At 67.9% G+C, this 25329-nt stretch carries 26 protein-coding genes and 1 pseudogene; 3 read left to right on the forward strand and 24 right to left on the reverse strand.

All coding sequences use genetic code 11. The annotated features are described in order from the left end of the window. From NFW05_RS15320 to NFW05_RS15365, 10 genes and pseudogenes are all read right to left on the reverse strand, one after another. Window positions 1-839: pseudogene (locus NFW05_RS15320) on the reverse strand (hypothetical protein); the annotation flags it as partial. 20 nt (window positions 840-859) lie between these two features. After that, window positions 860-1516 carry a phage tail protein gene (locus tag NFW05_RS15325; protein ID WP_295308815.1) on the reverse strand — a complete coding sequence of 219 codons (657 nt, stop codon included), beginning with the start codon at window positions 1514-1516 and terminating at the stop codon, window positions 860-862. A gap of 9 nt (window positions 1517-1525) precedes the next feature. Further along, on the reverse strand, window positions 1526-2419 hold the full coding sequence (locus NFW05_RS15330) for a baseplate J/gp47 family protein (RefSeq protein WP_295308818.1): 894 nt from the start codon (window positions 2417-2419) through the stop codon (window positions 1526-1528). A gap of 5 nt (window positions 2420-2424) precedes the next feature. Continuing rightward, the gene (locus NFW05_RS15335; RefSeq protein ID WP_295308821.1) at window positions 2425-5466 is read right to left on the reverse strand and encodes a putative baseplate assembly protein; all 3042 of its coding nucleotides are present in this window, start codon (window positions 5464-5466) and stop codon (window positions 2425-2427) included. Beyond that, a complete protein-coding gene (locus tag NFW05_RS15340) occupies window positions 5466-5861 on the reverse strand; it encodes a GPW/gp25 family protein (protein ID WP_295308824.1) in 396 nt (131 codons plus the stop codon). Before NFW05_RS15340 ends, NFW05_RS15335 begins: the two co-directional genes overlap by 1 nt. 9 nt (window positions 5862-5870) lie before the next feature. Then, window positions 5871-6272 (reverse strand): PAAR domain-containing protein, encoded by a 402-nt coding sequence (locus tag NFW05_RS15345; RefSeq protein ID WP_295308826.1) that lies wholly within the window; start codon window positions 6270-6272, stop codon window positions 5871-5873. Window positions 6273-6296: 24 nt separating this feature from the next. Next, window positions 6297-6932 (reverse strand): phage baseplate assembly protein V, encoded by a 636-nt coding sequence (locus tag NFW05_RS15350; protein WP_295308829.1) that lies wholly within the window; start codon window positions 6930-6932, stop codon window positions 6297-6299. Further along, a complete protein-coding gene (locus NFW05_RS15355; RefSeq protein ID WP_295308832.1) occupies window positions 6929-8002 on the reverse strand; it encodes a contractile injection system protein, VgrG/Pvc8 family in 1074 nt (357 codons plus the stop codon). Before NFW05_RS15355 ends, NFW05_RS15350 begins: the two co-directional genes overlap by 4 nt. 11 nt (window positions 8003-8013) lie before the next feature. Continuing rightward, a complete protein-coding gene (locus tag NFW05_RS15360) occupies window positions 8014-8703 on the reverse strand; it encodes a LysM peptidoglycan-binding domain-containing protein (RefSeq protein ID WP_295308836.1) in 690 nt (229 codons plus the stop codon). Continuing rightward, window positions 8694-9737 (reverse strand): hypothetical protein, encoded by a 1044-nt coding sequence (locus NFW05_RS15365; protein WP_295308839.1) that lies wholly within the window; start codon window positions 9735-9737, stop codon window positions 8694-8696. Before NFW05_RS15365 ends, NFW05_RS15360 begins: the two co-directional genes overlap by 10 nt. 843 nt (window positions 9738-10580) lie before the next feature. On the opposite strand from NFW05_RS15365, the gene NFW05_RS15370 reads away from it, so the two are divergent. Further along, window positions 10581-11060 carry a hypothetical protein gene (locus NFW05_RS15370; protein WP_295308842.1) on the forward strand — a complete coding sequence of 160 codons (480 nt, stop codon included), beginning with the start codon at window positions 10581-10583 and terminating at the stop codon, window positions 11058-11060. Between the two features lie 10 nt (window positions 11061-11070). Here the strand turns inward: NFW05_RS15370 and NFW05_RS15375 are convergent, their stop codons facing one another. The 12 genes from NFW05_RS15375 to NFW05_RS15425 all read right to left on the reverse strand — a co-directional run bounded on the left by NFW05_RS15375 (window position 11071) and on the right by NFW05_RS15425 (window position 21402). Beyond that, window positions 11071-11619 carry a phage tail protein gene (locus tag NFW05_RS15375; protein ID WP_295308845.1) on the reverse strand — a complete coding sequence of 183 codons (549 nt, stop codon included), beginning with the start codon at window positions 11617-11619 and terminating at the stop codon, window positions 11071-11073. Between the two features lie 16 nt (window positions 11620-11635). Next, window positions 11636-11857, reverse strand: coding sequence for a DUF6760 family protein (locus tag NFW05_RS18590; RefSeq protein WP_311104714.1), 222 nt, complete (start codon window positions 11855-11857; stop codon window positions 11636-11638). After that, the gene (locus tag NFW05_RS15380; RefSeq protein ID WP_295308848.1) at window positions 11788-12165 is read right to left on the reverse strand and encodes a phage tail assembly protein; all 378 of its coding nucleotides are present in this window, start codon (window positions 12163-12165) and stop codon (window positions 11788-11790) included. The genes NFW05_RS18590 and NFW05_RS15380 overlap by 70 nt, the downstream gene beginning before the upstream one ends. Window positions 12166-12320: 155 nt before the next feature. Further along, complete coding sequence (locus tag NFW05_RS15385; RefSeq protein WP_295308851.1) at window positions 12321-12755, reverse strand: phage tail protein; 435 nt, start codon at window positions 12753-12755, stop codon at window positions 12321-12323. A gap of 51 nt (window positions 12756-12806) precedes the next feature. Continuing rightward, window positions 12807-13937, reverse strand: a complete 1131-nt coding sequence (locus NFW05_RS15390; protein ID WP_295308854.1) for a phage tail sheath subtilisin-like domain-containing protein — start codon at window positions 13935-13937, stop codon at window positions 12807-12809. Window positions 13938-13973: 36 nt separating this feature from the next. Beyond that, on the reverse strand, window positions 13974-15236 hold the full coding sequence (locus NFW05_RS15395; RefSeq protein ID WP_295308857.1) for a phage tail sheath subtilisin-like domain-containing protein: 1263 nt from the start codon (window positions 15234-15236) through the stop codon (window positions 13974-13976). A 33-nt stretch (window positions 15237-15269) separates the two neighbouring features. Beyond that, window positions 15270-16124 carry a Pvc16 family protein gene (locus NFW05_RS15400; RefSeq protein WP_295308860.1) on the reverse strand — a complete coding sequence of 285 codons (855 nt, stop codon included), beginning with the start codon at window positions 16122-16124 and terminating at the stop codon, window positions 15270-15272. Between the two features lie 122 nt (window positions 16125-16246). Continuing rightward, window positions 16247-16846, reverse strand: a complete 600-nt coding sequence (locus NFW05_RS15405) for a YkgJ family cysteine cluster protein (RefSeq protein ID WP_295308863.1) — start codon at window positions 16844-16846, stop codon at window positions 16247-16249. A 71-nt stretch (window positions 16847-16917) separates the two neighbouring features. After that, entirely contained in the window at window positions 16918-17166 is a 249-nt protein-coding gene (locus NFW05_RS15410) for a hypothetical protein (protein ID WP_295308866.1), read from the reverse strand. A 31-nt stretch (window positions 17167-17197) separates the two neighbouring features. Beyond that, window positions 17198-18190: a hypothetical protein gene (locus tag NFW05_RS15415; protein ID WP_295308869.1), complete on the reverse strand. Its 993-nt coding sequence runs from the start codon at window positions 18188-18190 to the stop codon at window positions 17198-17200. Window positions 18191-18208: 18 nt separating this feature from the next. After that, entirely contained in the window at window positions 18209-20407 is a 2199-nt protein-coding gene (locus tag NFW05_RS15420; protein ID WP_295308871.1) for an ATP-binding protein, read from the reverse strand. A gap of 245 nt (window positions 20408-20652) precedes the next feature. Next, complete coding sequence (locus NFW05_RS15425) at window positions 20653-21402, reverse strand: pirin family protein (RefSeq protein WP_295308874.1); 750 nt, start codon at window positions 21400-21402, stop codon at window positions 20653-20655. A gap of 360 nt (window positions 21403-21762) precedes the next feature. Here NFW05_RS15425 and NFW05_RS15430 point away from each other — a divergent pair, with 360 nt between their 5' ends. Then, complete coding sequence (locus NFW05_RS15430) at window positions 21763-22686, forward strand: methyltransferase domain-containing protein (protein ID WP_295308878.1); 924 nt, start codon at window positions 21763-21765, stop codon at window positions 22684-22686. Window positions 22687-22756: 70 nt separating this feature from the next. On the opposite strand, the gene NFW05_RS15435 is transcribed toward NFW05_RS15430, so the two are convergent. Beyond that, complete coding sequence (locus NFW05_RS15435; RefSeq protein ID WP_295308880.1) at window positions 22757-24154, reverse strand: aspartate ammonia-lyase; 1398 nt, start codon at window positions 24152-24154, stop codon at window positions 22757-22759. A 331-nt stretch (window positions 24155-24485) separates the two neighbouring features. Between NFW05_RS15435 and NFW05_RS15440 the strand changes: the two genes are divergently transcribed. Then, window positions 24486-24956 (forward strand): hemerythrin family protein, encoded by a 471-nt coding sequence (locus tag NFW05_RS15440; RefSeq protein ID WP_295308883.1) that lies wholly within the window; start codon window positions 24486-24488, stop codon window positions 24954-24956. A 40-nt stretch (window positions 24957-24996) separates the two neighbouring features. On the opposite strand, the gene NFW05_RS15445 is transcribed toward NFW05_RS15440, so the two are convergent. Continuing rightward, window positions 24997-25302, reverse strand: coding sequence for a DUF2502 domain-containing protein (locus NFW05_RS15445; protein WP_295308886.1), 306 nt, complete (start codon window positions 25300-25302; stop codon window positions 24997-24999). Window positions 25303-25329 lie beyond the last annotated feature (27 nt).

Genomic DNA, 25329 nt, shown 5'->3' on the forward strand with positions numbered 1-25329 from the left:
TTCACGCCGGTGACCGCCTGATCGGCGATCCGGTCGCTGGTCACCGCGCCGGCCGTGAGCTCGGTGGTGCCGACGCTGCCGTCGACGATCTTCGCCGCGTCGACCGAATTGGCTGCAAGCTTCACGCCGGTGACCGCCTGATCGGCGATCCGGTCGCTGGTCACCGCGCCGGCCGCGAGTTCGGCGGTGCCGACGCTGCCATCGACGATTTTCGCCGCGCTGACCGCATTGTCGGCAAGCTTCGCGGCCGTCACCGCTTCGTCGGCGACTTTGTCCGTGGTCACCGAGCCGTCGGCGAGTTCGCCCGTCGTCACCGCTGCCGGCGCCAGCGCCGCGCTGACCCGTTGCCGCCCGTCGGCGAACACATCTCCGCTGCTGCCCGGGACCTGACCGGCGGCGCTGAGCGTGAACTGGCCGAGACGGATTACGCTGCCGTCCCCGGGTGGGACGCTGGTCACCGCGCGCACCTCGGGCCGCTCGGTTACGCGGGTGTTGCCGGTCACTCCGGTCGCCGTGCTCGGGTCGCTCTGCTCCTCGTGGTAGGCGATCGTGACGTGCACGGTCGCGCCGGCCGGGTAGACGGCCGAATCGGCCAGGCTCAGCACGCGGTCGTCGAGCAGGACCAGCTCGCGTCCCGAGCGGTCGATCGCCGTCCCTGCAGTCACCGTGACTTCCGTGTCGCCGCTGCGCGTGACCGCCAGGCCGTCGCCGGCACCGAAGCCGTGCAGCGCGGCGTTGAGCCGCCGGCGCATCTCGAGGTGATAGCTTTGCTCGTCGGTGAAATCGGCCTCGACCAGGAACTGGTGATTGAAGTAGTGCAAACGCTTGATGTCAGCCATGGTAGTCCTTGCCTCCGAGGTTAGTGCGCGACATCCCCGAGCAGCGTGTCGACGCCGACCTGGGAATGCACGCCGATCTGCATCGTGGTGTGTGTGGGATGGTAGTCGTAGGCCGTGTGCGCCGGTTTTTCTAGGTCGATCAGCGCGCGAACGATCTGGTTCTGGCGCTGCAGCGTCGCCGGGTTGGGATTCGGAATCGTCACCGTGACGCGGAAATAGTGTGGCGGGCTGCCGTTGATCTGCGTATCGACGCCGATCGTCGAGTGCTCGCCGATCTGGAAGACGGTGTTCTGCCCTTCGGCGATCTCGGGTTCGAGCCCGGTGTAGATGCGCAGCAGTTCGATCAGGTTCTGCCGCGTGCCGCGGCGGCGGTAGAGCGAAACGATGTTCGCCAGGAAGCTGCGCTGCTGCTCCTCGCGCCAGTCGGCGCGCAGGCCGAGCGCGACCCAGCCGGCGAGCCAGTCGAGGAACTCGCGTGGCGTTTCGAGCGGATCGAAGAGCGAGGGAATCGCGGCGACGATCTCCTCGAGACCGCGACGCGGCTCGCCCTCGCTTCCCGGAAGCCCGCTGAGCACCTGCTCGAAGGCGAGCAGGAAGCGGCCGAGCAGCGGGTCCTCGGAGAAGATCGCCGGCAGGTGGCCGAGGTAGCTGCTGGTCTGCGTTTCGCCGATGGCCATCTCTGCCTCCTAGACGGGGGTGACCGTCAGCGCGAGGGTCCTCGCGCCGACCAGCTCGTGGGGCTTGACTGCGAGGCCGAGCGGATTGCCCTGCGCGTTGCTCAGCTGGCGCGCGGGATCGGCCGTCGCCAGCCCGACGCTGCTCACGTAGTCGACGCCCGGCAGCTCGTCGAGCAACTGGTAGATCTCGGAGACGTAGACGTTGCGACCGAAGGGCCAGCCGCTCTTCTGCTCGCCGCCGCGGCGCGGATCGAGAAAGGCACGCAGCGCGGCGTCGACCTTCGGTTGCAGTTCGCCGGGAGTGACGTCGGGCAGCGGGACGATCGTCGCCGCGACGTCGACCGGGACGAACGGCGCCTCGACGACGTGGATGAAGGTGGTCAGCAGCCGGCGCGGCTCGAGGTAGGCGGCGACGGCAGCGAGTACCGCCGGCGTCTGCGCCGCTTCACTGGCGACGACGACGAGACTGACGTGGCCGGGCTGATCGGCTTCGAAGTCCATCAGCGCGTTGCGCCGCGGCAGGCAACGGACGCGCGCGACACGCTCGTCGGCTTCGCGCGCGAGTGCCTCGAAGTCGTCGGCCGAGACCGCCCGTTCGCGCCGGCGCAGCGCGAGGACGGTTTGCCGGATGTCGTCGGCGAGCGCTTCTCGGCTGTCACCCGACGGCTGCCAGTCCTCTCCGTTGAGCAGCCAGAGGAACTTGCGCGCATTCTCGTCGGTGACCCGGTTCAGGCGGTAGATCAGCATCTCGCTCAACCAGGCGAAGAGTTCGATGAGCATGATCCCCGGGTCCGACGCGTTGTGGTTCGTCCATTCGGGGGCGTGAGTCGGGATCAGCGCGCGGGCTTCCTCGACGAGGTCGAGGTAGCGCCGGTCGTCGAGGTTGGGCAGGGTCAGTGGCATGTCGGTCAGCCCTCGGCAAAGCTCAGACGGATGTCGTGGTTTCCCGAATGGACGAGGAAACGCCCGCCAGCGAGCAACCCCGGACGTTCCTCGCCGGCGGTCACCTGCAGGCTGGCCAGATGGTCGACCCCGGGGACGGCCTCGAGCAGCGCATAGAGGTCGGAAAGGTGCGGCTGCCGGCCAAAGTCCCAGCCGTCGGCGTCGAGCCCACCGGTCAGCGGGTGCAGGAAGCGCGCCAGCGCCTGGGCCACGTCGCTGGCCACTGCGCTTGCGCCTTCCGGAGAAGCCAGAGCGACCTCCACCGAGACGTCGACGCGGACGTACTCGGGGGCGACGACGACGAGGTCGGCCGTCGGGATCCGCCGGTCGGCGAGGAAACTGCGCACGCCGTCGAGCAGCGCGAGCGACGGCAGCGGCCGGGCGTCGGTACTGCGCGGGACGACGATCAGACTGATCACCCCAGGCCTGACCGTCGTCGCATCGGGGTCGCTCGCCAGGTCGTAGAGCGGCACGCAGCGCGCCCGCGCGACTTCGGGCGAGGCGACGACGGCGAGGTCCTCGTAGTCCTCGACGGTTACCGCGCGATGGCCATGGCGCAAGGCACGGGGCGCACGCTCGAGCAGCGAGGCAATCGTTTCGGCCTCGGCTCCGCCGCTCGCCGCTTCGGGGTTGACGACCTTGTCGACGTAGGGAACGGTCGTCTTCAGCTGGACGATCGTGTTCGCCGGCCTGTTGCCGCGCAGGCCGCCGCCGGTCCGGTAATGGCTGAGGCGCAGGTTGCCGGCGCCGGGCGGAGGAATCAGCCCGTGGCGCCCGTCGCCGAAGCGGATCTCGCCGCTCAGCGGGTCGAGGACGTAGTGCCGGTCACGCGGGCCCGATCCGTAGAAGTCGGGGACGCGCAGCCAGCGCACCCAGATCTCTGGGCTGCGGCCGCTCACGCCGCCGGCGACGGTGATCGCGTCGTCGCCGCTCGCCTGGCGGATCAGCTGCTGTTCGGCGCCCGGCGGCAATTCGGGTTCGCGTACTTCGAGCCGCTCGCCGGCGAGCAGCGGCGCGCGCACCGACGCGAAGCGCTGGCTCTCGCTGCCGTCGCTCGATCCGAGGATCTCGTTGCGCACGGTAACCGCCTGAACGGCCGGCGTGGTGTTGAAAAGCAGCCGGCCGAGCCTCGGTGGCCGGTCGTAGTCGCCGGCTTCCCAGCGCGCGCGCAGCCAGTACGCGCTCCGGCCGAACTCGCTGCGCGCAACGATGTCTGCCGGGGCGAGCCACTCGATCAACCCCGAGCGCGTGAAGTTCTCGGCGCCGTCGGCGATCGGCAAGGCCGCCCAGCCGGCCGCGGTCGAGTACTCCCAGGCGACTTGCAGCGGCGTGGCCGAAGTGTCCGCCGTTCCACCGGACTGACCCGCGGCGACCGTCGTCTCGCCGACCGCGGCGTGCAGGCTCAGCTTGCGGTTCGGGAAACGGCTGCGCGCGGCGGGCAGCGAGAAACCGAGGTAGAGCGTCGGCCGGGCGTCGGCAGCCGCCTGGAACGGCGTGAAGGCCGTTGCGCCGACCGCAGCGGTGACGAAGTCGTTGTCGGTGACCACTGACAGTCCGGAGTCATCCTGGAGGGTGACGCCATAGTCGACGGTGAGCCGGCGGATCGCCGGCGGAGCGAAGCTCGCGGGAATCAGCCGGTCGCCGTCGTAATGCGCGTCGCTGCCGTAGTTGCCCGCGGCGAGGCGCACGCGCAGCCACGGCCGCTCGAGGCCATTGACCATCGACACGGCGACACCCTTGCCCAGCCGGAAAGCGACCTTCCCCGACTGGCTGAACGCCTGCGTGTCGTCTTGGAGCCCGCCAACCGCCGTCCATTCGCGGCCATTCCAGAATTCCCAGGCAAGCGCGATGTCTTCCGACGCTTGAACCGGCGGGATCGGCGACGGGCTCGTCTGGCTGGGATTGGTCAGCTCGACCGACAGCGTGACGCTCGCCAAGCTTTCGGCGAAGGCGGCGCCCGCGGCGAGGTAGAGGCAGTCGCCGAACTTGGGCCTTTCGCCGAACGGGAAGAAGTCCTTCCCGAGGTCGATCGGCGACTGGTTGCAGAAGGCGAACTCGGCGCGCTGCTCGTTGCTGCCAAGCTCGACCTGCGCGGTCACCCGGCGGACCTGGGGGAGCTGGGCGACGCGCAGCTTGCCTGGCTGGCGCCCGGCGGAGACGGTCAGCGGGGTCAGCAGAAGGCAGCGCAGCCAGCGGCTCGTCATGCCGGCCCGAACGGTACGCGGAATCGGGAAATCCCCGGGCCTCGCGCGGATCATCCACTGGCCATCGTGGGTGAACGCGTCCGTAGCGTCGTCGGGATCGACCGGGATCCCCTGGCCGCCGTCGACGATTTCCCAGCGCAACTCGCGTGTGTCGGGGTCGGAGATCGGGTTCTCGATGCTGAAGAAAAGGCGCAGCTCGCGCAGGTCGGAGTGGGCGAACAGGCTGTCGTGACCGAGGTAGAAGGCGTGCACAATGGCCTCGTCGCCGGCGAAGACCGGAATCGCCGCCGGTCGCGCGTCGTTGAGCGACGAGACGAGGAACCCGCTGCGCTCGGCGTAGCGGTCCTCTCCGGGCTCGCGAACGAACAGGTGGGCGAGTTCTGCGGCGGTGACGACGAGTTCACGCTCGGTCTCGAAGACGACCGGTTCCTTCTCGCCTTCGGCCGGCGGAGCGGCGACCTGCGTCCCGGGCGGAACGAGCGCATCGATGACGCTCCCCGGCGCCAGCGAGAAGCGCAGCGCAACGCGCGCCGGCTCGGGCGGCAAGCGCGCTTCGCCGAGCAGGTCGAGGAAGGCGAGCAGATTCTTCTCGGGGACGCGGTTGAGCCGCTGCAGGATGATTTCGGCGAAGCGTCCGAAAATCGCGATCAGCGCCCCGGCCAGCGGGTCACGGCGCGTCTCGCCGCTTTGCGCGTCGCTGACCGTCTCGCGCCAGGCAGGGACGTAGACGGCGAGCAGCGCGCGCACCTGCGCGGCGACGTCGGCGGCGCTTCGTCGGTCGACCGGTGGAGCGACACGGGCCATCAGGCAGTGCTCCTCTCGAGGTAGAAGGGATAGACCAGGTTGAACATCGTGTTCGTCGCGCGCACCTGGTAATCGATGTCGATCAGCAGCACTTCGCTGGAGTTGGCCGGACGCACGGCAACGTCGAGGACCTGGATCCGCGGCTCGAGGAGCAGCAGCGCCTGGCGGACCGTCTGCGCGACCTTACCGGCGGTCGAAGCGTTGTTCACCTCGAAGACCAGGTCGTAGATCCCGCAGCCGAAGTCCGGGCGCATGACCCGCTCGCCCTTCGCCGTACCGAGGATGATCCAGATCGACTGGCGGACGCTCTCCTCGTACTCTGCACGGCTGAGGAAGCCCTGCGCGTCGAGCCCCGGAGGGAAGGCCCAGCCAACGCCGAGAAAAGGTTTGGACATCCGATCCCCCTACCCGATGAACACCGTGCCGGCGGCGACCACCTGCCCGACCGGCAGGTCGGCCGGGTCGTCGCAGGTCCTGGCCAGGTCACCGTTGCGCGCGGCCATCCTGCCGTTGATCTTCACCGTCGGACTGCCGACGACGATCGTCGCCTGATTCGCCGGCGGCTTCTGAAAAGCCGTACCGGGTGGCGTCGGAATGTGCGGCGGCGTGTTGTCGGCGGTACTGTCCACGGTCGCCGCCGGCTTGCCCATGATGTTGACGTCGCTGCTCAGCTGGCCACCGATGATCCCGGTGAACGGATGCGGCAACGGCGTCGGCACCGGTGGCGCCGGCGGCGCCGGCACCATCACGATATGCGTGTCGGTGGCGACGACCTGGTCGCCCTGTTTGGCGGCAGGCTGACCCATGCTGGCTCCTCCTCGCTCGATCCTTCAGTTGATGTTGACCGTCGCGCCGTTGATGTTCAGCGTCGCGCTCGCCTTGACGTCCATTCCTGCCCCTGCTTCGAGCTTCGCGCCGGCCGAGGACTTCATCTCCAGCTTCTGTGCGTCGAGACTGATCGTCCCCTGCGGCGCCGAGAGGGCGATGTCCTTGTCGGCGGTGATCGTGATCGTGTTGTTCGCCGTGTCGAAGACGACGCTGTTCTTTCCGCTCTTGTCGATGATCTCGATCTTCTCCTGGCCGTCCTCATCGCTGAGGCGGATCAGGTGGCCGCTGCGCGAGCGGATCAGGCGCAGGTTGTTCTTGCCGTCGCCGTTGTCGGCCGGCGGCTTGTCGCTGGCGTTCCACAGCGCGCCGAGGACGTACGGGAAGCGCAGGTCGCCGTGCTCGAAGGCGACGAGCACCTCGTCATCGACTTCCGGCAGGAAGAAAGCGCCGCGCCCGCTGCCCGCCATCGGCGTGGCGATCCTCGCCCAGAAGCTCTCGTCGGCGTCGCTGAGCCACGGAAACCTGAGCTTGACGCGACCCAGACCGTCGGGGTCCTGGTTGTTGGTCACCACGCCGACGACGACGCCGCTGATCCGGCTGTCCGCGTCCCGCTCGAGCAGGCCATCGAAAGGATTCATGATCCGTTCCTCCGCACGACGAAACGCGTCCGATAGCCGTCCTGCGGCGTATAGCCGTGATTCGCCGAGACCACGTAGTAGGCACCGCTGAACTTGTGGCCGAGGCCGTCGATCCGGATCACCTGTCCGGCGCGCAGGTCGGTCCTTCCCCAGCACGCGCCCTCGCCCTCGATCAGCTCGAGCACGTTGCGGTTGAAGCGGGCACGGGCGATCTGGTCGGCCTCGGCCTGCGAGGCGACGGGATGGTCGCTGAGCATCCCGACGGCCGCCCCGAAGGCGCCCTCGGCGAGCGCCGCGCCGCTCTGCTGGCCGCCCATCGTCGACACCTCGGCCCCGCTGGCAGCCTTGCCGACGATCGCCGCCTTGTCCTTGACGCTCCAGCCGCGCACCTCGACCTCGCTGATCTGCCCTGCCGACGAGAGCCGCGGATGGAACTCGAGCAGCTCGTCGCCGAGGGTCAGCGTCAGGACTTCACCGCCCGCGTTGGCCACCGGGCGGAAGTTCAGGGTGCGGTCGTCAACCCCGACTTCGTACTGGATCAGCCGCGCCCGCTGCACGAGAAACTCGAGATCGCTCTGGTTCGCCTGCAGCACATAGTCGTGGACGACGCCGCTGTCCTCGGCCTGGGCAGTCAGTCCGGCGTCTGCGGCGATCTGCGCGGCGATGTCGCTGTCCTTCTGCTGAACGAAGCTGCGCACCTTGCGGCCGCGCAGCATCCGGTGCCGCCGGTCATAGCCGCGCAGCGTGAGAAGCGGCAGCCGGTCGCGCTGGAAGTCGACTTCGACGGCAGTGATTTCTCCCCTGAGCAGGCTGGCCAGCCCGTCGGAATAGCCCAGCCTGACCTCGACGCCCTGACCGATGGCAAACAGCTTCTGGTCGTCGATCCAGTCGCCTATCTGGTCGGCGTGCTCGGAAGCGGCGAGCCGGACGGCGAACATCGACGGCAGCTCGACGCTGTCGTCGACCTCGACGCCGACGACGTGCAGAGAAACGCCGACTGGCAGTGGCGAACCATTGACGACGATCTCGAAGTCGGCGACCAGCGGGCTGCGCGGTTTGGCGGTCGACACGGTGAATGCTCCTAGCCCCGCTTGGGTATCGCCAGAGTCTGGCCGACGACGAGGTGCAGCGGATCGTCGAGCTGGTTGGCTTCGGCAATCACGCGCCACAGGGCCGGGTCACGGTAGGTCTCGGCGGCGATGCTGCTCAGCGTATCGCCACGCCTGATCCTCCGGGTGGTGAACTCGGGGTCGGTCTGCCGACGGTCGAGCTCCGGGTCGAGGAACTCGATCAGCGTCACGGTCAGCGTCGCGCGCAGCGGCTTGCCGTCGCTGCCGAAGAGCGTGAAGCGCTGGACGAGGTTGCTGACCACCCCGGTGAACGGGAAGTCCGAGTTCGCCGGGGGCGCAGCACCCCAGCCGATCTCGACGGCCGGCGGTCGTTGGAGATCCTTGTCGATGCGCGTCAGCTCGACGACCTTGTTCGTCTCCTTGCGTACGTCGTCGATCGCCACGCCGTTGATCGCTTCGGTGACGTCATAGAACAGCTCGAGAGTCAGCGACCGGCTGCCGCCACCGCCGAAGCTCAGCGTCGGCGCATTGACCGCCCGGTCGGTTGCCTTGGCGCTCGAACCACCGGCGGCCAACGCCGTCCAGGTGACGTTCTTGGTGATCGAGTAGCTGTTCGGATTGAACAGCACCCTGAACTTCTTCGCCTCGACGCGGCCGCCGCTGCGGTCGAGCGGCGTGATTTCGATCTTGGCTAATGCCATCCTCTTAGACCCCTGCGCTCGCGTTCGATCGTCAGCTCCCGGCGGATCCGGCGGCTGAGTTCGCCGACCAGTTGCTCCCAGTCGATCGCCGCGACGGCCGGCGACCCGGCGGCGGCTTCAGGCCATGGCGCGGGCATGGGCGACACAGCGGCCTCAGCGGCAGATGCCGCGAATGCATCCGGCCGAGCGTCGGCCATCCGCGGAGCGACCACCGCCTCGCCGGCCAACGCCCCTGCGACAGCCGCCGGCTTGCGCCAGACCAGCCCGCCATCGTTGTCGGCCGCGCGGACAATTTCCCTGTCGGCCCGGGCGGCAGGGCTCGCGGTGCCGGTAGACAGACTCGGTCGACCGGGTGACGGCGGTCGCTCGACCGGCGAGTCGCTGAACCCGCGCCAGCCGCGCAGCGAGCCGGCCGGCGAAGTCTTCTCCTGGCTCGCCGTCGGGATCGCGCGCGCCACCGGCCGCGCGGGCGGCAGGCTGGCCAGCACCTGGCGATCCGCCGGGCGAGCGAGCGCAGCGCCAGCCGCCGGCCCACCCGAATTGGCCGCTGTCGCACCGCCGGTCGCTTCCGCGAAGCGTTCCGGCGGCAAACCGTCCGCCGGCGCCGGCCGAGCCGCCGCAGATGCCGAAGCCGGATGGATCGCGCGCGGCTGAGCGCCGTCACCCCGGGCGACCCGGGAGCCGACGGCCTCCTCCGCAGCCCGAGCAGGCGGCGCGCCGGCGAAACGCCGCGCGATCCGCGCAAGCGGCGACACCTCGACAAGCCGAGCGGCATCGATCGACGACTCGCGCAAATTGCCCCCGTGCGCCTGGTCGTCGCGCCTCTGTCCGCCTGCTGGCGCCCGCTCGGCCGATTGCGGCCCGCTCGGGCGCGCAGTGGTCGCGCCTGCCTGCGCGGCGAGGTTCGCCTCGGCGAGCGTCGGACGGCGGACGCGCACGGTCACCGGCCCGGGCCACGATTCGCCGGTCGCGGGCCGCGACCGTTCGGTGGCCACCGGCGACGAGTTCGTCGCGGTGGGGAATCGATCGGTCACCAGGGGAGAGCCCGGCAAATCGCCGCGACCGGCATCGCTCGCTCCACCCGCTTCGCGTGCAGGGGTCGAAGGACGGCGATCGCCCCCAGAGGGCCGGATCGCGAACGAGCCCGGCGACGCCTCGTCGGCTCGTCCGGCGCTCGCTGCCGTGCGTGCCGCGCCGGGCGATCCACTCGCTTGTTCGCCTGGGTCGAGGTCTACCGGGGAAGCGGCGCTGCGCGCCGGGGCGAGCACCGGCGGACCAGGCGACGCCAACCGGGCGACGGCTTCGGACGACGCGGCCGCCTGATTCGTGGGCGAGCGCGGCCAACCCGCGAGTGCGCGACCCGCTTCGCCCGCCAGTCCGTCGCCCGACCCGGCACCCGCTGAGGCGAGGCTCGCGCTCCGCCCAGGGACCACGGCAGCGCCTCCGTCGCTGCTCGCGCTGGCTGGCTCTCCTCGCTGTGTGGCGGTTGCGCGATTGTCGCCGGCCGGCACTTCGGCGCCCGCGCTTGCCGACCCGACCGCTGAGCGAAAATCAGCGCCCCTTTCGCCAACCGGCCGAGAAGCCGGCGCCGGCGATCCGCCCGTCAGCCGACCATCTGCGAGGAGCGATCCGGCGACCTCGCGCTGCGCGTCGCCGGCCGCGAAGATCATCGGCCCCGACGCGATCGGTGGCTGCCTTCGCGGGCTGCTCCCAAGAGGCGTTTCGGGCGGCGATCCGGCGACACTGCCGCCGCTCGCGCTGCCTGCCCGGCCGGCGACGCTGTCCCGGCGAAGCGCGCCGGCAAGACGGCTCGCCTCGCGAGCGAGACCCGCATCGCCAAGCGGCTTCGCTGCCGCGAGGTGGCTCGCTGCCACGGCATGCCCCTGAGCGCTCGCCCGGCGCACGGCAGTGTCCGTCGAGCGGGCAAGCAGCGCGCCGAGGCCCGGGGAATCGCCAGGCCCGCGACTGAGCCGCTCGTACTCGTGCCGCGCGCGCCGGACGTCGATCACACCCACTGTCCCGACGCCCCGACGCGCGAGGCGGTCGACCAGCGGATCGGTGTCCGGCGCCAATGCCGGACCAGCGCGAGGTTGGCGGCCCTCGGCGTCTTCATCGGCAGCGGCACGGGGTCTCGCCGTTGCGCGCACGACCAGGCGTCCATCCCCGCCCTGCGGCGCATCGCCTGGTTGAGCGCGTGCGAGCAGGCGCTGCACGACGGGGAAACGCTGGCTGCCCCAGCCGGTATTCCGGGCGTAGCGGCGTTGCGGCCACTGCAGGTCGATCAGCACGTGCTTCGCCTCGCCGTGGTCTGTCGCCCGGCTGCGCCCCGCCCGACGTCCGGCGTCGTCAAGCCGTAGCGCGGCGGCATCAGAAGATCCCTCCGGAGATGCTCAGCGACCCACCGATCGCCGCGCCGATTCCGGCCAGCGCGGTCGCCAGCCGCGGGCGGCTCAACCCGCAGTGGACGATCTCGACGGATTCCACGGCCACCTGGCTCGAACTGGCGACCAGCGAGGGACCGCTCCAGCGAAACGGGAATGCCTCCCTGAAATCCCACCAGATGACCGGAATCCGCTGGCTGTCGAGCAGGTAGATCGTCCCGTTGCGGCGCTCGATCCGACCCTCGACGACATCCTGGTGCCACCCCCAGAGGCCGTCGATCGCCGTCAGTCCGTGCCTGAGGAGCAGCGGCGGGTAGCGGGTCGGGCCGGCGAAACGGTGGGCATAGGCGTTGAGTCCACCTTCGCGGTACTCGTAGGTTTCGGTCTCGACCTGCAGGCCCGTGCATTCCGAGAAACCTCCGGCCAGAATTCCCTCGATCTCGACGAGGAAATTGAAGGCCCGGTACGGATCCGCCCGGACCCCGGCGAGGTTCGTCGCCAGGCTGAAGGCGGCGTTCAATCCCAGTTCTGGCATACCGCTCTCTCCACGCTCAACCGTTCTCCGACTGTTCGTTGAGCCGCCGGTTGATCTTGGCGATCTCGGTGACCCACCGGCGACGTTCGAGGTGGTCGAGGTTCATGATCTCCTGGTGCGGCCAATGCAAGTGGTATCCAATGTACGCTACCTCTTCATAGAGCCGCTCTATGGGGTAGCGCCAGACTCCCCCGGCTCGCCGAGCTCCACGTCGAACGCCTTCTCGCAGTACGGACACTGCGTGTGTACGCGGTTGCCGCCGTGGTCGTTGAGGCGCCGATAAAGCGCCTGCAGGTACGCGAGGTCGGCGGCGAAGAAGCCTTCGACGATCTTCGGGTTGATCTGCTCGAGCCGGCCGAGGCGCGTGATCACCCGCGCGAGGAGGATGATCAGCAGGTACGCCGGATTGTTGTGCACTCGGGGATCCTTCAGCGGTGCGATCTCGTCGAACGCCGTTGCCAGGCGCATCACGCCTTCGCGGTGGAGATTGCCTTCGCTGTCCACATAGCCGAGCGGCAGCGTAAACGGAAACTCGGTCTGCAACATCGCCACTCCTGTCACGTCGTGTCGCGCCCGGCTTGCGGCCGAGCAGCCGCAAGCCTCCAGCCGGCTGCTTCTCGTCGCCGCTGGCCGGTACGCTCGCGACCCGGACGGGTCGCCTGTCTGCGGCGCAGCCGCGGGCGCGCACGCCGATCAGCCGGCTAAGCCTTCTTGAGCTCCTCGTGGGTAATCTCGAGCGACTCGATGGCCACCGCATTGCTCGTCGAGTTGAACGCCGGCCCGGTCCATTTCGACGGCCACGCGCTGACGAAATTCCAGCGCAGTTTCTCCGCGCCGGTCTCGTCGAGCAGGACGATCGAGCCGTTCTTGCGTTCGGCCTTGCCGTCGATCACCGTCTGGCGCCATTTCCAGAGCTCGTCCGAGTCGGTGATGCCCCGCTTGAGGGTAACCGGAACGTACTTGTTCAGGCCGGTCAGCTTGCGCACATGGTTCGGATCGGTGCCCTCACGGTAGTCCACCGGGTCGGTCGTGACGTCGAGCCCGCTGCACTCCTGGAAGCCGGCCTGCGTGATGCCGTCGATCTCGACCATGAAGTTGAAGCCACGATAGGGGTCGGTACGTGTTCCGGTAGGCATGGAACCTCCTGCGTAGAGTTAAGTAAGAAGAAACTCCTTCACTCCTGCGGGCTAGGCGTTGGCCGTCGCTCCCGCACGGTGAATGATCCTGACGACGACAAACTCGGCCGGGGCCGTGGCGGCCAGCCCGATTTCGCTGACCACCTGCCCGACCTGACGACTCTCCAATGGGTTGGTCTCCGCATCGCAGCGGACGAAGAAGGCTTCGGCCGGAGTGCCGCCGTGCAGCGCGCCGGCCCGCCACAAGCCGCCGAGGTAATTGCCGAGCTCACGCTGAATGCGCAGCCAGAGACGCGGCTCGTTGGCCTCGAAGGCTGCCCAGGCCATGTTCCGCTCGATCCACCGACCGACCGTCAGGAACAGCCGGCGCACGCTGATGTAGCGCCAGTCCGGATCGCGGCTCAGCGTGCGCGCACCCCAGACCCTGATGCCGCGGCCGGGGAACGCGCGCAGACAGTTGACTCCGGCCGGGTTGAGCCGGTCCTGTTCAGCGTTGCCGATCGCCGTCTCCAGGTCGAGCGCGTCGGCCAGATCTTCGTTGGCGGGGGCCTTGAACACGCCGCCGCGCCTGTCGGTGCGCGCAAAAATACCCGCCAGATGACCACAGGGTGGAACCCAGCGGTTTCCCTCCGTGCGCAGCCACGGATAGTACAGCGCGCCATTGACCGGCTCGGCCTGGCCGGCAAGCAGCGCGCGGCGCTGGTCGAGCACGGTATCCGGCGTAGCGCCGCGGCGGGTGTCGAGGATCGCCAGGCGGTCGCCGTGCTCGTGACAGTGTCCAATGACATCGGCCTGCAGCGCATGGAACACGTCGAGGTCAGCGAGCTGTACGGCGTCGGGGATCGCCACGAGATCGAGGTCAGCCAGTGGACCGAGACTGGCCAACGCCGCGCGCAGCGCAGCAGGCCGGTCCGCCGCCGCCGGATCGGCGACCGCGACGTAACAGCGGCTGCCACCGTTGGCAAAGAAGCCGCGCACCGCATCGGCGAGGTATCCCTCGGCAAAGGCGACGAGTGCCGCGCCGAACTCGTCGTCGCGGTGCAGTTCGATCGGCGAGTTCACCCCGCTTCGGGCAACCGTCGCCAGCCCGACGAAGCCGGGCACGCCGGTCGGCAAAGCCGTCGACGGCCCGACGAAGACGTCTTCCCGATAGACGCCGGGGCTCTGGTAGGCCAATGCCATCGCCTCAGAGGTCGGGCCAGCAGGCCGCGCAGCCGATCACTTGCCGCTGGCGACGAACTGGCTGATCCGGAAGATCACGAACTCGGCGGGACGGACGATCGACACGCCGATTTCCGTGACCACCTGGCCAAGTTCGCGCAGCTCCGGCGGGTTGGTTTCGGCGTCGCACTTGACGTAGAACGCCTCCTGCGCCGTCGTGCCGAACAGCGCGCCCGAGCGCCAGACGTTGGTCAGGAACGCCGAGACGTTACGCGTGATCTTCTGCCAGAGTGCCGGCGTGTTCGGCTCGAACACCGCCCACTGCAGCCCTTCGTCGATCGACTCGCGGAGGAAGAGCAGCGTGCGCCGGACGTTGATGTACTTGAGATCCGCGTTGGCGTCGCCGCCGACGGTCCGCGCGCCCCAGGCGAGGATGCTGTCGTTGAGCACGCGCAGGCAGTTGACGCCCTTCGGGTTCAGCCCGTCCTGATCGGCCTTGCTCAGTGGCTGGGTGACGTTCAACGCGCCGAGAATGGCCTCGTTGGCCGGCGCCTTGTGCACACCGCGCTGGTTGTCGACGCGCGCGTAGATTCCCGCGAGATGGCCACTCGGTGGAACGCTGATCGCCCCGTCACCAGCCGGCGCGAGCATCTTGGTCGCCGGGTCGAAGACCTTGATCCATGGAAAGTACCAGGCGGCGAAGTCGGTCTTCTTCGGCATCACCCCGGGCGTCGTATCGGCCGGCGTGCGGGTCAGCGTAGTCAGGTCGCTGGCGGTGTCCGGCCCGTCGAAAATCGCGAAGCGGTCGGCGGTGTTGAGGCAGTGGGTGACCAACTTGTCGCGCGTGGCATCGTCGATGATTCCCGGCGCGGCGACCAGAGCGATCTCGTCGATCGCCGCGAAAGCCTTGAGCGCATCGTCGAGGTCGGTCTCCGAGAGGATCCGCACGACGTAGCAGCGGCTCCCGCCGTTGTTGAAGAAACCATAGACGGCATGCGCGAGATGCTGATGGCCGGCGTCGACGGCCGGGCTCGCGTCGCTCGTCGCCGCGGTGGTCTCGCTGCCGACGAGGTCGCCGAAGGCCTGGGTGAACTGGCTCCAGCTGGTGATCAGCCGGGGCGTTTCCGCGGGAGTCGGCAAGCTGAAATCGACGAACTTCGTCGTGCCGGGGGTCGCTGCCGCGGGATCCCTGGCGACCAGGTGGATCTTGTTCGGCACGATGCCGATGAAACCGGCGGTGCTCGTGCTGACCCCGGCGATGGCCTTGATCGCCGATGGGACTTCTTCAACATAGACACCGGGTGAAAGATACTGTGCCATACGCCTATCTCCTTGCTTGCTAGGTTGGGAAGCCTAAAGGTCCACGTCGTAATCGTCCCCAGCGCCGACCGGGACGGTGATGGTGAGCGTCTTCGAGCTCGCTCCGGCGTCGACTCTTACGACGAAGCTGCCGGCCTGCGGCACGGCCAGCGTGTAGCGTCCGCTGCTGTCGGTGATCGCCGCGACGCCGGAATCGACCAGAGTCACCCGGGCGTTGGCCAGTGGCTGGCTGGCCGCATTGGTCACCCGGCCGCCGATGCGCAGCAGCGACAGGCGCGTTGCCGGAGCGAGTGCTTCGCTGCCGGCGCCGAGCCTTTCGCCGAGGGCCAGCTGTTCGGTGATCACCAGCGGCGCGGTGACTGCCGGGAAACGCGCCATCGCCAGCGTCGCCGTGACCTGGATCGACGGGCGCAGCTTGCCGCCGATCGCCGTCCAGAAGTCGGCCGGGTCCTTGATTCCGTCGGTCTGCGCGGTGAGCATCGGCAACGGCGGCTTCTGGCCGACGAGACTGCCCTGCAGGTACGCCGCGGGAATCGTCGGATGTCGCGAGAGCACCTGCAGCGCCTGACTGAGCAGCCGGTGCTCCTGCAGCGGCAGGTCCATTCCGCCGACCGGCCAGGCGGTGACCAGATACGTACAGGCGACGCGCAACGGCGGGCGCTGGATCACCGCCTGACCGTTCTGCCGCTCGAGCAGCGTCTCGTTGCTGCGCAGTTCGAGATTCTCGCGCACGTCGTAAAGGAACAGGTCGATCGTCGTCTGCGACGGGCTGAACTGCTCCGCAGGACGATCGAAGGCGATCTGCGCCGTGGCCAGTTCGGGGAAGTCGGGGGCCAGCGCCGGATCGTCGAGCAATCCGCGAAGGCTCAGGCTAAGGTCGCGGATCATCGGCAGCTCGGCGCCCGCAGACGGGCCACACGACGGCCACCGATGGAGCGACGCTCTGCCCGGGGCCGCTGCCGGCGCCCGCAGAACATTTCGGCCGAGGGGATCGCGCAAACCGTCATCGTCTAACTCGCCAGCCCGACAAGACTGGCCACGAGCTCGGGGTTTGGTTCTCGCGCGGCAAAATCGACCCAAATCCGCCGATCCTCGCGGCAGTCGAAGAGGCGGCACGGGCCGGGGCGCGATCCGTAGACCCGGCAGCCGAGCGTCTGCGGGTCGTTGTGCACGCAGTAACCGCGGGAGTCGCGCAGATTCCAGTAGGGTCGCCCAAAATCCCAGCGAACCACGCCTTCTTCGACGTCCTGCCGGGAAAGCGGAAAGCGCAGCAGACAGCAGGCCGCCCGGCAGAGATGCACGCGCGTCGGACAATCGATGGCCGGCAATTCGGCCAGCGCGTATTTGTCCGGGTGCTCATCGTTGACGAAGAGGCCGAGCCCTTCACGCGCTTCCTGCTCGACGAGCAGCTTTTCGACCTCGTCACGGCGCGACTTCAGCTCTTTCTCCGAGAGTACGCCCTTCTCGACGAGCAGATCGGCGAGCGCGAAAACGGCGGTGGCCGCGGACAGAATCCTCCTGCCCGCGTCGCTGAGCAGGCTATGGGTGAACATGAAGCCGAGTTCGAGTTGCCGGAGCGTCTCTGCTTCCCCTGGCGATCGCCGAATCATTGCCGGCGAATCGTCCGCAGGCGTTTCCCGCGCAACACCGTCACCGGGCAGCCTGCTGCCTCCGGACCCGTTCACCGTGTCGCCTCGCCGGCCCCCGGACAGTCCGCGGGGTCGATCAGCCGGTACTCGGCAGCTTCGGGAAACCAGTCGTAGCACGCTCCGAGTACTTCGATCCGGCGCTTCAAATCATCAATCGCCGAATTCGACTCGCCGGTACTACGGACGTCGGAAGGTCGCCCCGGGTCGATGCCGCTACTCTTCTGCCAGACGGTCAGCTCGCCGAGCAGCCGCAAGGCCTCGGCACGGTCGGAATCGTTCACCAGCCGCTTCCTTCGCAAAATCTGCAAGCGCTCACTTGTGGTCGAACTTCCCGCCGCCGAGGACATTGACGTAGTACGTCCAGGCCTGGAACGAACTCAGCGGCGTTGCCGAAAGCGATCCGCTGGTCTTCGAAGGCACGTCGCTGCTCTTGTAGACCGCGGTCTTGAAATCTACCCGAGCCTTGGCGCCCGCGCCGTCCGAGTCGTACATCGGCCCCGGACTGTCGGTGGCGCTGAACTTGTTCGCTCCATCGACGCTGTATCGCCAGCGGACGCCGCCCGAGCTCCAGTAAGCCGGATCTTCGTCGATCGAATCGACTTGGTAGTCGGCGAAGTTGAAGTCCACCGAAGATCCGTACATGGTCACCTTGAAGGGCGTCCCGTCGGGCTTCTTCAGGTAGCCCTTGAGCCAGTTGACGATGATGTAGTCTTCCTTGTTTCCTCCCGACCAGGTGGCATTGAAGCGCACGTTCTTGCGGGATTCGCTGGCCGTGTCCGAATACGAGCCGTCGCCGGTGATCGTCAGGCTCGCCGAAGGTGCGGCCGCAACTCCGGCGTCGGCGGGTCCAGCTGCCGGCCCCGCATCGCCCGCGCCGCCGTCACCCAGCGATCGCCGGACGTTCTCGTCGGGCTCCGGCGCGCCCTCGTCCTCGGCGTAGCGCTCCAGACCTGCCCGAACCGGCCGGTACGGCGCCGAAGGCGGGGCCTGGCGGTAGCCAGCAGCCAGCGCAACGCCGCCAGAATGGTCTGCAGGGGCGAGGTTGGCGATGATCCGCTCGATCCGCGAGCTTCGCCGCTCCGACGCTTCGGCGCGCGGAGGGTGCTGACCCGCTGCCGGCGGGCGCTCGCCGGGAGCGCGGAGCAGGCTGTCGACAAAGCGGTTACCGTGGGTTCTTTGCAACGCAAGCAGCGCATGCCCCTGACCCGACCGGTCGGCAACGGTCGTCGGATGCGCTGCGTGCACGGTGCCTCTGCCGGGCGACTGATTGTCCTTGTCGGGTTCCTGTGTCTTCCTGACTGTCATCGTCGCTCCCTTTCCACCTCACGACGCCGGCCCGCCGGGACGGATCAGCGTTTCATTCCATGTTCGACCCAACTTCTGGTGCTCCCTTCTCGCTGCATGCAGCAGATGCACCATGGTTATCGATCGGCCTTCCTCGGCCGCGAAGAACGACGCGGCCAGTCCGATGTTCCGGATGTTCCCTCCGGCGAGTTTCACCTCGCGCGCGAGCGCGGCGAAGTCGACGTCGTCGGCGAGTGGCGCCTTGGCCGGAAACAGCGATTCCCAGATGCGCCGCCGATGCGCTTCGTCGGGAAACGGAAACTCGACGATCGCCTGCATCCGGCGGACGAATGCCTCGTCCAGGTGACTGCGCAGATTGGTCGCCAGAATCGCCACGCCCTCGTATTCCTCCATCTTCTGCAACAGGTAGCCGACCTCGATGTTCGCGTAGCGGTCGTGCGCATCCTTCACTTCGGAGCGCTTGCCAAACAGTGCGTCGGCCTCGTCGAAGAAAAGGATCGCATTGGCGCTTTCCGCGGCGGCGAAGATCCGTTCGAGGTTCTTCTCCGTCTCGCCAATGTACTTGCTCACCACCTGCGAGAGATCGATCTGATATAACGACAAGTATAGATCATTGGCCAGGACATCGGCGGCCATCGTCTTGCCGGTACCCGGAGGCCCCGAGAAGAGCACGTTCAGGCCCTTGCCGCGAGCCAGCTTGCTCGCGAAACCCCAACGACCGTAGACCACGTGTCGGTTCTTCGCCTGTGCGCAGATCTCTCTGAGGTGAGCGAACTGATCCTCGGGCAGGACGATGTCCTCCCATCGATAGCGTGGCGATATCTCGCGCGCGAGGTCGGCGAGCAACTGTCGCGATTGCGCCCGGGCGCTGGCGAAGAAATCGACGGCGCTCGGCTCACCAGGCATTACTGGCGGATCCTGCCCGCCAGGCGGCGGGCCAGAGCAGCGGCGGGACTGCCTCACGCCGGTCTTGACGGTCGTCGCGATCTGCTCGGGGGTCAGGCGAAAACGGCCGGCCAGCGCCTCGACATCGGCCTCGGGCAGGGTGATGCCGGCAACTGCGAACTCCGCCTTGAAGCAGGCCAGCCGCTGCGCGTCGTCGAGCGACGGCAATTCGACGACCTCGAAGCCCGCCGCCGACTCCGGGCTCGGGTTCCAGGCCAGCGACCCGCCGAGGATCGCCGGCCCTCGATGCGTGGCGAGCCGATCGAGGAGGATCTCCCGTTGCCGAAAGCCTTCGCTGCCCAGCAGTCGGTCGACGCCGGCGAGATAGAACGTCGCTTCGTCGAGCAAGGCTGCGCGCAGCAGCCCGACGACCGTGGTCTCCCACTCGGCCAGATCCGCCGGCAGCGACGCCCCGTCGGCGATGTGCAATCGCGTCCCGAGTTCGGCGGCGACCGCGGCAACGACGCGCCGCTTGCCGATCCCGCGCCGGCCCTGCAGGTAGATCCTCGGCGACCGGCCAGCCTGCCTGGCCTCGGCGACGATCAGGCGCAGGTTCCGGCGAGCGTTCCCGGCGATCGGCAGCATGTCGAACGATGCCGGGCACTCGTCGATCCCCTCAGGCTGGACATCCGGAAACCCGCTGCCGATCAGGTGGGCGACGAGTTGTTCGTCGAGCTTGAAGAACTGCGCGAGCAGTGGCGGCTGCAGTTGCTGCGCATCGCCGACCAGCGAAACGAGACCGTGCCACCGCAACGGCGCGGTCGGCGCGAAATGGGCGCGTCGCGCGAGCTTGTCCGCCGGCGAGGTGCACAGCAGATTGAGGATCAGATCGACGCTCGGCCTGCGGCGCGTGACGTCGTCCTGGAGATAGGCGTACAGCCGTTCGTAGCGCAGGTCGAGATCGGGAGCCAGCGCGACGACGATGAGGTCGAGTTCGAAGCTCGACAGCCCGAACAGCCGCCCGACGCGCCGCAGCCGCGAATCGTCCGCCACGCCGTCCACGAGCGGCAACACAGCCGCATCCTCGCGCAACAGCGGGACGCCGAATGGCCTTGACAGGAGCCGCTCGACGTCGCCCGGCGCGATGTGCAGCCCGCGGTAAGGATCGGCGGCAGCCTCGGCGCCGTAGGCCAGTCGCGCCGAACGAACCGCCCCTTCGAGCAGTCGGTCGAGCCGCTGCAGCGCGGGCAGCAAGCCGGCCAGAGCCTGCTCGACGCGCTGCCGGCCAATCTCTTCGCGCGCCGGGCCCTGCCCCGCAATCCCCTCACTCACGGATCGGCGGTGCGACGCCGATCGACCCACGGCTGGGAAGCCGTGTGACTGCCCATATGATCCACCTCATGGCTCCGCTCGACAGGCGCACGGTCCGCTCCGGCGGACCGTCCCGACGCCTGCACGCCAGGAATCCTAGGCGACAACGCGGGCGCGGCGCAAGAGGCGCGCGGTCCGCGCGCAGCCAGCTCTCCGGGTTGCCAGCGCCTGAGAACCGTTCGGGGGAGCCCTGCCGGCTGACCTGCTCACGACGATTGTCCTGCCCGAAGTGAGCTGGCTTCGTCGGGTCGATCCGCCGGCGGCAGATCGAAGAGCAGGACCTCGCTCGCGGCTTCAGCTTCGATGCCGATCTCCGCTTCGTCGCTGATCCGGGCGCCGTCTCCGGCCGCGAGCGACTGGCCATTGACCCGGACGAGTCCGCGGGCGACGTGAACGTAAGTCAGTCGTCCGGCTGCCGGCCGGTGGCTGACTCGCTGACCTGGGTCGAGGAGGCTCGCATAGAGGTCGGCCTCCTGGTTCATCGTCACACTGCCATCGCGCCCGTCGCCGGAAGCGACCAGGCGCAGTCGACTGCGCTTCTCCTCGGGCGGAAAGCACTTCTGCTCGTAACCCGGCGGGATCCCGAATTCCCGCGGTAGCAACCAGATCTGGAGGAAATGGACGACGGCCTCGCGCGAGGCGTTGAATTCCGAGTGCGTCACACCTCTGCCCGCGCTCATTCGCTGCACCTCGTCGGGCTGGATGACGGTTCCGTTGCCCAGCGAGTCGCGATGTTCGAGCGCCCCCTCGAGTACGTAGCTGATGATCTCCATGTCACGATGACCGTGAGTGCCGAAGCCCTCGCCGGGCTGGACGCGATCTTCATTGATCACCCGCAGAACGCCCCAGCCCATCTCGGCCGGATCGTGGTAGTCGCCAAACGAGAAAGTATGACGGCTGTCGAGCCAGCCGCGGTCGGCGTGTCCCCGTTGGTCAGCCCTGCGTATTCGCATCATCGCTGCTCTCCAGATCCATTTGCTGTCGGGCCACCCCGACACAGGCCGTTCGACCGTTGGACCGACGATGAGTTCGCCACGCGGCCGTGCGCGCGGTCAACTCGTTTCCGCGCGAACCACCTTCCCGGACACCGAGCGGCTGGGCCTTCGACCGGTCGGCGACCGACTCGGGACGGCGGGCGATTGACGGCGCCGGCGGAGATCCGCGATACTCGTCCGGAAAGAAGACCGATCCCTGATTTATTGCACATCCCGCTTGCTCGATACCGGGACAGGCCGGGCCAGCCCGTGTAGACTGATCAGCAGGGCGGCCACGCCAATCGGCACAGAGCCCGTCACGATCCACGGCAAATCCGAAGAGTGAAGCTCATTCTCCCGCGCTTGACGAAGGGTTCCCGGCAACCCCGCGTCGACCAGACCGACCGCTGCGAAACTCAGATCGTCGACGTGATCGAAGGGGTCGACTACGCGCGTCCTGCTCCGCTTCCCTGCCCGCTCTGTGGCCAACTCAATCGGCCGCGGCGGATTGCCCTGGCAATGGGCATGAAGATCCCGGTCGCCGAATGCGTTTCCTGTCGGCTCGCCTATCAGACCCCGCGGCCGTCGAGCGAAGCTGCGCTGGCCTACGCGCGGTGGCGCCGCAAGCTGGCTGGCGAGCAGCCTGTCGACCCGGCGGACGAGCGACCGCGGGCCCTCGAGCGGCTCGAGTACGTCCGGGCCGTCCGTCCGGCGGCCGGCCGCCTGCTCGATTTCGGCGGTCGGTCGGAGGTCTTCGTCGACGCGTGCCGGGCTGCCGGCTGGGAGGCGGTGCGCATCGACTACGCCCTCGAGCCCGGCGATCACGGGGCTCGCGCAGACGACACGACGAATCCGGACACCGCTGAATGTTTCGACGTGATCACCCTGTGGGACGTCGTCGGTCTGCTGCACGATCCGCCCACCATTCTGCGCAGCCTGCGCCGCAGGCTCTCTGAACGGGGCATGCTGGTCATCGCAACCGCCAATTACGAGAGCTGGCAACGCGTCGTCGAGGGCCGGCAATGGGCCGCCTACGGTTTCGAGCACCAGTTCTACTTCAGCCCGGCCAGCCTCGAGGCGATGACCTGGCGAGCGGGATTCCGCCACTTCGCGCTGCTCGACGTCGAGCACTCGAGGCCTGCGTTCAGCCAGCTGCTCACCCGACCGCCCAAGGCTTTCGGCGCGTGGCGGGCCTACCTCAATGCCAGGAGGGCCTGGCCCGGGCACGGCGACGTCGCGGCGATGATCGGCGTCGCCCGCGTCTGAGAACCGGAAGCCTGAACGCGCAAGCGCCGCCACCGGTGAGCCCGTGTGGACCCGGTGGCGATCTTGCTGGTCAGTTGCTTCCCGGGCTGACCAGGTTCTCGAACGAAAACAGCTCGTCCCATTTCTCCTGAGTGATCAGCCCGCGCTCGCTGACCACGATGTCGTGCAGCGACTTGCCGGCGCGATAGCCTTCGCGGGCGATCTCGGCGCACTGCCGATAGCCGAGCAGCGGCTTGAGGACGGTGACGATGCCCAGCGAGTTGAGCACCATCGCCCGCGCATGCTCGACATTGGCCGTGATGCCCTGCACACAGTTCACCCGCAGGCTGTTGACCGCGTTCTCCATCGTGAAGATCGACGTGAATAAGGCGAAGGTGATCACCGGCTCCATCACGTTGAGCTGCAGCTGGCCGGCCGAAGCGGCCAGGGTCACCGTCAGGTCGAGTCCGATGACCAGGAAGCTCGTCTGGTTGACGACCTCGGGGATGACCGGGTTGACCTTGCCCGGCATGATCGACGACCCCGGCTGGACTTGCGGCAGATTGATCTCGTGCAGACCGCAGCGCGGACCCGACGCAAGCAGGCGCAGGTCGTTGCAGATTTTGGTCAGCTTCGCGGCGGTGCGTTTGAGCACTCCGGACAACTGGACATAGGCTCCGGTATCGGACGTCGCCTCGACGAGGTCGGCGGCGAGGACGAAGCCGATATCGGTGAGGTGCGACAGGTGACGCGTGACCAGCTCGGGGTAGCCAGGCGCAGCGGTGACCGAAGTGCCGATCGCCGTCGCGCCGAGGTTGATTTCATGGAGCAGCGCGCGGACCTCGGCAAGCCGTTTCACCTCCTCGCCGATCGTCGTTCCCCAACCGTGGAACTCCTGCCCCAGCGACATCGGCACGGCATCCTGAAGATGCGTGCGGCCCATCTTGAGCACCTGATCAAACTCCCTGGCCTTCGCAAAAAAGGCATCCTGAAGGCGTCTCAGGGCGTCCATGTAGCTGGCCAGGCGGAGGATCAGCGCGAGCCGGAACGCCGTGGGATAGGTGTCGTTCGTCGACTGCCCGTAATTGACGTGATCGTTCGGGCTGATGTGCTGGTATTCACCCTTGCAGCGGCCGATGCTCTCGAGCGCGAGGTTGGCGATGACCTCGTTCGCGTTCATGTTCGTCGACGTCCCGGCTCCCCCCTGGATGAAATCGGTGACGAACTGATCAGCCATTTCGCCGGCGATCAGCCGGTCACAGGCTCCGATGATTGCGTCGGCAATCCGCGGATCGAGGACACCGAGGTCGCGGTTGGCCATCGCTGCGGCCTTCTTGACGTAGCCGAAAGCCCTGACGAAGTACGGCTCGGCGGACATCGGGATGCCGGTGATGTGGAAGTTCTCCTTGCCACGCAAGGTCTGGACGCCGTAATAGGCGCCGTCCGGCAGTTCCTTCTCGCCAAGGAAATCTCTCTCGATCCGTGTCATGGCGCTTCCTTTCTCCGACGCTCCACCGACGATGCCATTCTAGCCGATCCACCCCGCGCGGCCGCTGGCCGCGGCGACCGAGACAGTGCGGATCCGGGCACCGGAGCAGCGTGACGGACTTCACCGCCCCCGCGGCGCGGGTACGCGACAATCGCTGCCGGCAGCCCCCGGAATTCGCCGGCTTGCGCCGCAAGCGCGCGAAGGACTCGCAGAGGCGCCTGCACCGGACTGATTTAACCCTGATTTGTCTGGAGTTTTTTGCGTCCTTCGGTTATACTGGCGAGACTAGAAGAGCGCGAGAGCGGCCTGACATCACCAAAGGAGACCCGTCATGGACATCGAAATCGGCGAAGTCGGTTCGGCCGGCCTGCTGCCGGAATCACTGCTGGTCGATCTGCCGGAGATCGACGCCCAGCACGAGGAGATTTTCAACCGCATCGAGTCCCTGAAAAGCGCGTGTTTCGAGTCGACGCTCACGCCGATCGACGAATTCGAGTCGCTGCTCGCCTATTTCGCGTTCCACTTCGCCACCGAAGAACGGCTTGCCGACGCCGTCGGCCTGGATTTCGTCGATCATGCGCGAATCCACGCCGAGACGCTGGCGCTGCTGCGCAAGGCGCTCGACGAGTTGATTCGCTCGGGACGCGACGCACACTCGTTCCTCCGCTACTGCGAGTACTGGTTCGAGCGGCACATCAGCGAAGACGACCGGCTGTCCTTTGGCGTGTTGTCGTCGGCTGACCTCGATCCCGTCTCCGGATTGACGCAAGGGCCAGGCCCATTCTGTTCCGCGCAGGCCTGAGGCCCGGCGCCGCTACACGACGCCGAGCGCGCCACGACGGTCAGCGATAGGGCGTTGGCGGCGGCGGCGCGCAGTTCCCTTTCTTGGCCTGGCCCGGCGGGCAATGGTAACCGCGCCCCTTCTCCTGCCCGTGCCCCTGGCCTTTCCCGTAATGCTTCTCCCAGTACGCGGGATCACGCCAGACCTGCCCATCCCAGTAGTAACCGCGCTTGTCGCGGTCACCGAAGCTGATCGTCGTGTTGCCGGTCTGCACCCGTACACTGCCGATATTGACCTGCACGTCGGCCGCCTGAGTCGCCAACGGCAGGAGGCTGGCCACGAAGTAGTAGCAGAATCGTCTTTTCATCGCTGGTTGTCCCTTGCTGCAAATGTG

It is taken from the genome of Accumulibacter sp. (genome assembly GCF_023806625.1).
GTDB lineage: Bacteria > Pseudomonadota > Gammaproteobacteria > Burkholderiales > Rhodocyclaceae > Accumulibacter.

What these genes read in the sequence shown, in the direction of transcription:
- NFW05_RS15380 (WP_295308848.1), bottom strand. Translation starts at nt 12,165, where the DNA reads ATGTTGCAGACCGAGTTTCCGTTTACGCTGCCGCTCGGCTATGTGGAC.
- NFW05_RS15345 (WP_295308826.1), bottom strand. Translation starts at nt 6,272, where the DNA reads ATGGGTCAGCCTGCCGCCAAACAGGGCGACCAGGTCGTCGCCACCGAC.
- NFW05_RS15385 (WP_295308851.1), bottom strand. Translation starts at nt 12,755, where the DNA reads ATGCCTACCGGAACACGTACCGACCCCTATCGTGGCTTCAACTTCATG.
- NFW05_RS15325 (WP_295308815.1), bottom strand. Translation starts at nt 1,516, where the DNA reads ATGGCCATCGGCGAAACGCAGACCAGCAGCTACCTCGGCCACCTGCCG.
- NFW05_RS15435 (WP_295308880.1), bottom strand. Translation starts at nt 24,154, where the DNA reads ATGACACGGATCGAGAGAGATTTCCTTGGCGAGAAGGAACTGCCGGAC.
- NFW05_RS15445 (WP_295308886.1), bottom strand. Translation starts at nt 25,302, where the DNA reads ATGAAAAGACGATTCTGCTACTACTTCGTGGCCAGCCTCCTGCCGTTG.
- NFW05_RS15395 (WP_295308857.1), bottom strand. Translation starts at nt 15,236, where the DNA reads ATGGCACAGTATCTTTCACCCGGTGTCTATGTTGAAGAAGTCCCATCG.
- NFW05_RS15340 (WP_295308824.1), bottom strand. Translation starts at nt 5,861, where the DNA reads ATGTCCAAACCTTTTCTCGGCGTTGGCTGGGCCTTCCCTCCGGGGCTC.
- NFW05_RS15350 (WP_295308829.1), bottom strand. Translation starts at nt 6,932, where the DNA reads ATGAATCCTTTCGATGGCCTGCTCGAGCGGGACGCGGACAGCCGGATC.
- NFW05_RS15370 (WP_295308842.1), top strand. Translation starts at nt 10,581, where the DNA reads ATGCCCCTGAGCGCTCGCCCGGCGCACGGCAGTGTCCGTCGAGCGGGC.
- NFW05_RS15360 (WP_295308836.1), bottom strand. Translation starts at nt 8,703, where the DNA reads ATGGCATTAGCCAAGATCGAAATCACGCCGCTCGACCGCAGCGGCGGC.
- NFW05_RS15375 (WP_295308845.1), bottom strand. Translation starts at nt 11,619, where the DNA reads ATGCCAGAACTGGGATTGAACGCCGCCTTCAGCCTGGCGACGAACCTC.
- NFW05_RS15390 (WP_295308854.1), bottom strand. Translation starts at nt 13,937, where the DNA reads ATGGCATTGGCCTACCAGAGCCCCGGCGTCTATCGGGAAGACGTCTTC.
- NFW05_RS15415 (WP_295308869.1), bottom strand. Translation starts at nt 18,190, where the DNA reads ATGACAGTCAGGAAGACACAGGAACCCGACAAGGACAATCAGTCGCCC.
- NFW05_RS15330 (WP_295308818.1), bottom strand. Translation starts at nt 2,419, where the DNA reads ATGCCACTGACCCTGCCCAACCTCGACGACCGGCGCTACCTCGACCTC.
- NFW05_RS15335 (WP_295308821.1), bottom strand. Translation starts at nt 5,466, where the DNA reads ATGGCCCGTGTCGCTCCACCGGTCGACCGACGAAGCGCCGCCGACGTC.
- NFW05_RS15425 (WP_295308874.1), bottom strand. Translation starts at nt 21,402, where the DNA reads ATGATGCGAATACGCAGGGCTGACCAACGGGGACACGCCGACCGCGGC.
- NFW05_RS15400 (WP_295308860.1), bottom strand. Translation starts at nt 16,124, where the DNA reads ATGATCCGCGACCTTAGCCTGAGCCTTCGCGGATTGCTCGACGATCCG.
- NFW05_RS15405 (WP_295308863.1), bottom strand. Translation starts at nt 16,846, where the DNA reads ATGATTCGGCGATCGCCAGGGGAAGCAGAGACGCTCCGGCAACTCGAA.
- NFW05_RS15440 (WP_295308883.1), top strand. Translation starts at nt 24,486, where the DNA reads ATGGACATCGAAATCGGCGAAGTCGGTTCGGCCGGCCTGCTGCCGGAA.